7 protein-coding genes are annotated in these 5164 nt (G+C 69.8%); 5 read left to right on the top strand and 2 right to left on the bottom strand.

Annotated elements, in window-relative coordinates; translation table 11 throughout:
- The 5 genes from DSY14_RS26840 to DSY14_RS26820 form a co-directional block, all read left to right on the top strand.
- Window positions 1-378 (top strand): hypothetical protein (locus DSY14_RS26840; protein WP_211719401.1); only part of this gene is annotated, 378 nt, incomplete at its 5' end.
- 313 nt (window positions 379-691) lie between these two features.
- On the top strand, window positions 692-1681 hold the full coding sequence (locus DSY14_RS26835; RefSeq protein WP_211719400.1) for a siderophore ABC transporter substrate-binding protein: 990 nt from the start codon (window positions 692-694) through the stop codon (window positions 1679-1681).
- A gap of 79 nt (window positions 1682-1760) precedes the next feature.
- A complete protein-coding gene (locus DSY14_RS26830) occupies window positions 1761-2762 on the top strand; it encodes an ABC transporter permease (protein ID WP_211719399.1) in 1002 nt (333 codons plus the stop codon).
- The gene (locus DSY14_RS26825) at window positions 2755-3807 is read left to right on the top strand and encodes an iron chelate uptake ABC transporter family permease subunit (RefSeq protein WP_211719398.1); all 1053 of its coding nucleotides are present in this window, start codon (window positions 2755-2757) and stop codon (window positions 3805-3807) included. The genes DSY14_RS26830 and DSY14_RS26825 overlap by 8 nt, the downstream gene beginning before the upstream one ends.
- Complete coding sequence (locus DSY14_RS26820; RefSeq protein WP_211719397.1) at window positions 3804-4559, top strand: ABC transporter ATP-binding protein; 756 nt, start codon at window positions 3804-3806, stop codon at window positions 4557-4559. Before DSY14_RS26825 ends, DSY14_RS26820 begins: the two co-directional genes overlap by 4 nt.
- 131 nt (window positions 4560-4690) lie before the next feature.
- Here DSY14_RS26820 and DSY14_RS26815 read toward each other — a convergent pair whose 3' ends face one another.
- Entirely contained in the window at window positions 4691-4864 is a 174-nt protein-coding gene (locus DSY14_RS26815; RefSeq protein WP_374224065.1) for a helix-turn-helix domain-containing protein, read from the bottom strand.
- Window positions 4865-4868: 4 nt separating this feature from the next.
- Window positions 4869-5018 carry a hypothetical protein gene (locus tag DSY14_RS26810; protein ID WP_211719395.1) on the bottom strand — a complete coding sequence of 50 codons (150 nt, stop codon included), beginning with the start codon at window positions 5016-5018 and terminating at the stop codon, window positions 4869-4871.
- Between the last annotated feature and the right edge of the window lie 146 nt (window positions 5019-5164).

The following is a 5164-nucleotide window of genomic DNA, read 5'->3' as shown; positions in this document are numbered from 1 at the left end:
CCCTCGCCCGCCCCCGGCGCCCCGCCCGTCGCCGACGGTGGCGCGGAGCTCGCCGCCGTGGGTGAGGACCCCGAGACTCCCGTGCCGCAGGGGTCCACCGTGGTGATGGAACAGGACACCGAAGCCCCGGCGCCCGATCGACGTCCGACCGGGCGGGCCTCGTGGATCGTGGTCGGCGCGGGGGTGCTCGTGCTGGCCCTGGGCGTGGCCGCGTGGCGGTTGTCCGACCCGGACCGGGCGGGGTTCGGCCCCGGCTTCGGGTTCGAGTACGGCACCGGCGCCCACGGCGCCCTGGAGGCACCGGCCGACGCGGACCGTGCGACCCCCTGGGAGATCGAGGAGGGGACGACCCCCCTCACCGTCGCGATCACGCTCTGAGCCGTCGCCGCCCACGGCACTCCGCATCACCTCGCACACCCGACTCTCGCGGGCTCCGCGCCGTGGAGCACACGCCGCCCCGCATCGGTGCCGGCGCCCGTGTCCATGCCGGTGCCCGGCCGCCAGAGCCGTCCCGCACCCATGCCCGCACCCACTCCTCCGGCCGCGCGTGCCCGCACCCGCGGAGAACCACCTGGTCGGGCGGCCTCACGTGGCCGAAATGAGCGGAACGTCTCACCAGGCACTCCAACGCGACCCTGACCGAGAAGTTAGGTTAGGCTCCCCTTTGTCAAGAATGCGTAAGGAGACCTCCATGAAGCCCGTCCGTCGTCCGCTCGCGGCGCTCTCACTGACCCTGGCGTCCACCCTGGCCCTGTCCGCCTGCTCCTCCGACCCGGCCGACAGCGAGGACACCGCGGCGGCGAGCGACACCGTCGAGGTCGAGGACAACAACGGCACGCAGACGGTGAACACCCCTCCGGCGTCCGTGGTCGCCCTGGACAACCGCACCTTCGAGACCCTCGCGGACTGGGGCGTGGACCTGTCCGCCGCCGCGGTCTCCCTCATGCCGGACACGATCGCGTACACGCGGGACGACGCGATCATCGACATCGGCACCCACAACGAGCCGGACCTCGAAGCGATCGTCGCCGCCGAACCGGACCTGGTCGTCAACGGACAGCGGTTCGCGCAGTACCACGACGACATCGCCTCGCTGGTGCCGGACGCGACCATCCTCGAACTCGACCCTCGCGACGGCGAGCCCTTCGACGCCGAGCTCAAGCGCCAGACCACCGTGCTCGGTGAGGTCTTCGACGCCCAGGACGAGGCCGACCGCGTCATCGCGGACTTCGACGCCGCCATCACGCGGGTGAACGAGGCCTACGACGCCGACAGCACCGTCATGGCCGTCACCACCTCCGGCGGCGAGATCGGCTACCTCGCCCCGGGTGTGGGACGCACCCTCGGACCGGCGTTCGACATCTTCGGCCTGACCCCCGCGTTGGAGGTCGACGGCGCCAGCGACGACCACCAGGGCGACGACATCTCCGTCGAGGCGATCGCCGACTCCGACCCCGACTGGATCCTCGTGATGGACCGCGACGCCGCCGTCGCCGCCGACGAGGCCGGTTACGAGACCGCCGAGAACATTCTCTCCTCCTCCGAGGCGCTGTCCGGCGTGACCGCCGTGGCGGACGAGCAGATCGTCCACATGCCCGTCGACACCTACACCAACGAGGGCATCCAGACCTACACCGAGTTCTTCCACGCGTTCGCGGACGCGCTGGAGGAGCGGGCGTGATCCCGTGCGACCCAGGGGCGCGTGCCGGCCGTGGTGTGCCCACCGCCGGCACGCGCCGTGGTGAGGGGGCCGGCCCGCCATGAGGACCGCACCCCCTCCCCCGGCCCCGACCCCGTCGCGGGCACGCTCCAAGGGACGCCTCCTCGATTGGAGGCTGCTCATCGGCGTCGCCGTCGTGGGCGCCCTGTTCGTCCTGTCGCTGTTCACCGGTGTCTACGACGTCGTCGGCGCCGAGGACGGCGCGGCGATGTTCGCGATCACCCGTATCCCCCGCTCGATCGCGCTCGTGCTGGCCGGCGCCGCCATGGCGATGTCCGGCCTGGTGATGCAGCTCCTGACGCAGAACCGCTTCGTCGAACCGACCACCACCGGCACCACCGAGTGGGCCGGGCTCGGCCTGCTCACCGTGATGATCCTCCTGCCCGGCGCGAGCGTGACCACCCGCATGGTCGGCGCGGTCCTCTTCGCGTTCGTCGGCACGCTGGTGTTCTTCCTCTTCCTGCGCCGGGTGACCCTGCGGACCTCGCTGATCGTCCCGATCGTGGGCATCATGCTGGGCGCGGTGGTCAGCGCGGTGTCGACCTTCGTCGCGCTCCAGACCGACATGCTCCAGAACCTCGGTGTGTGGTTCGCCGGCAGCTTCACCTCCGTGCTGCGCGGACAGTACGAACTGCTGTGGATCGTGGCGCTGGTGACCGTGGCCGTCTTCGTCGTCGCCGACCGGTTCACCGTCGCCGGCCTCGGCGAGGAGGTCGCCACCAACGTCGGCCTGAACTACGACCGGGTCATCCTGGTGGGCACCGTGCTCATCGCGGTGGCGACCGGCGTGGTGACGGTGATCGTGGGCAACCTGCCGTTCCTCGGGCTCATCGTGCCCAACATCGTCTCGATGTTCCGCGGGGACGACCTGCGCGGCAACCTGCCGTGGGTGTGCCTGCTCGGCGTCGGCATCGTCACCGTGTGCGACCTGATCGGCCGGACGATCATCATGCCCTTCGAGGTGCCCGTGTCCCTCATCCTCGGGGTCATCGGCGCCGTCGTGTTCATCCTTCTCCTGTTGAGGCAGCGTCGCCGTGGCTGAGACCACCGTTCCCCGGGCGACCCCACCGGTCGCCGCGCACCCCGAACGCTCCTCCCGCACACTGCCCACCCGGCGGGCGCGCCTGCGCTACCGGATCATCGTCACGGTGCTGTCGGTGCTCGCGGTGGGGTTCGCGTTCGGCCTCCTGGCCTGGGACAACCCCATGCCCGTCGGGTCGGACGGGTTCTGGCGCATCGCGGAGATGCGCGCCACCAACGTGGTGGTGATGGCGGTGGTGGCGATCTGCCAGGCCATCGCCACGGTGAGCTTCCAGACCGTCACCGGCAACCGCATCATCACCCCGTCGATCATGGGGTTCGAGGCGCTGTACGTCGCGATCCAGACGACGGCGGTGTACGTCGTCGGTGTCGCCGGGATCCTCGCGATCCAGGGGGTCGGACAGTTCCTGGTGCAGATCACCCTCATGGTGGGCCTCGCGATGCTGCTGTACGGCCGGCTGCTGTCCGGCCGGTACGGGAACATGCAGGTGATGCTGCTGATCGGCATCATCGTCGGCGGCGGGCTGGCCTCGGTCTCCACGTTCATGCAGCGGTTGCTCACCCCGAGCGAGTTCGACGTGCTCGCCGCGCGGCTGTTCGGCAACGTCGCCAACGCCGACGCGTCCTATCTTCCGGTCGCCGTGCCGTTGTGCCTGGTGGCGGCGACCCTACTGGTGCTGGGTTCACGACGGCTGAACCTCGTCGCGCTGGGGCGGGACGCCAGTGTGGGGCTGGGGCTGGACCACCGCCGCGAGACCATGCGGGTGCTGTTCCTGGTGTCGATCCTCATGGCGGTCTCGACCGCGTTGGTGGGGCCGATGACCTTCCTCGGCTTCCTGGTGGCGACCCTGGCCTACCAGTTCGCCGACACCCACGACCACCGGTACGTCTTCCCCGTCGCCGCACTGACCTGCTTCGTCGTCCTCAGCGGCGCCTACTTCGTCATGCGGAACATCTTCTACGCGAACGGCGTGGTCTCGATCATCATCGAGCTGGTCGGCGGCCTGGTGTTCCTGTTCGTCATTCTGAGAAAGGGCCGGCTGTGATCACCCTCAACGGTGTGCGCAAGGAGTACAGCAGCGAGGTCGCCATCGGACCCGTGGACCTGGAGATCCCCAAGGGCGGCGTGACCGCGCTGGTGGGCCCCAACGGCGCGGGCAAGTCGACGCTGCTGACGATGGTGGGGCGGCTGCTCGGCATCGACCAGGGCACCATCGAGATCGCCGGGTACGACGTGGCCAGGACGGCGTCCAAGGACCTGGCCAGGATCGTGTCGGTGCTGCGGCAGGAGAACCACTTCGTCACCCGGTTGACGGTGCGCCAGCTCGTCGCCTTCGGCCGGTTCCCCTACTCCAAGGGGCGGTTGACCGTCGCCGACGAGGCGGTCGTCAGCCGGGCGATCGACTTCCTGGACCTCACCGACCTGGAGAACCGCTACCTGGACCAGTTGTCAGGGGGACAGCGCCAGCGGGCCTACGTGGCGATGGTGCTCTGCCAGGAGACCGAGTACGTACTGCTGGACGAGCCGCTCAACAACCTCGACATGCGGCACTCGGTGCAGATGATGAAGCACCTGCGCCGTGCGGCGGAGGAGTTGGAGCGCACCATCGTGATCGTGCTGCACGACATCAACTTCGCCGGGCACTACGCCGACCGCATCTGCGCGGTCAAGGACGGTGCGGTCGTGGAGTTCGGGACGCCCGAGCAGATCATGACCGACGAGGTACTGACCCGGGTGTTCGAGACACCGGTGACGGTGATGGAGGGACCGAACGGTCCCCTGGCCGTCTACTACTGATCCCCTCGACCCCTCCCCCACCCTGCGACGGGAGGGGTCCCGTGTCCCCGCCGGGACGTCGTGGACGGTGGCGGGGACGCGGGAGATCGAATGTTCTGCCAGGTCACGGGCGCCTGGGCTTCGGGTTTCGTTCAGTCGGCAGGGTGGTTGCGGCTCCATGTCAGGAACGGGGCCACGTCATGGGCGTGGAAGCGGCGTTGCCCGCCCGGGGTCCAGAAGTGACGCAGCTTGCCCGCTTGGGCCCACGCGGTCACCGTCCTGGGGTGGACACCGAACGCCCGAGCCACCTGTGTGGTGGTGAGCACCCCCTCAACCATCGGCGGCCTTGGGGGCTTCCGGTTCGGTGAGCCCGTGATCGCGCGCCAGGCGCTCGCCCTGGCGGCGCCAGGCCTCTTCCTCCTCCGTCGACAGGGGCCGGTTGTCCCCCCAGGTCGGGATGGGACGGTCTCGGTCACACATGAGGGCTCCTTCCCCAGCGGGGGGTGTGGGCACCGGTCGGGCCTGATGTGGTGTCGGGTGTGGGTCCGGGTGGGTCGCCGTGGTGGCGGCGCAGACTCGCTTCGAGAAGCTCCGGGGTGGGCTCGACCTCGGTGCGCCAGTGCGAG

It is taken from the genome of Nocardiopsis sp. MG754419 (genome assembly GCF_018207095.1).
GTDB lineage: Bacteria > Actinomycetota > Actinomycetes > Streptosporangiales > Streptosporangiaceae > Nocardiopsis.
The sequence above is the reverse complement of the archived record's forward strand: the minus strand, read 5'-3'. Positions and strand labels throughout refer to the sequence as shown.

Coding starts and splice junctions, on each gene's coding strand:
- DSY14_RS26835 (WP_211719400.1), top strand. CDS start 692: ATGAAGCCCGTCCGTCGTCCGCTCGCGGCGCTCTCACTGACCCTGGCG.
- DSY14_RS26830 (WP_211719399.1), top strand. CDS start 1,761: ATGAGGACCGCACCCCCTCCCCCGGCCCCGACCCCGTCGCGGGCACGC.
- DSY14_RS26810 (WP_211719395.1), bottom strand. CDS start 5,018: ATGTGTGACCGAGACCGTCCCATCCCGACCTGGGGGGACAACCGGCCC.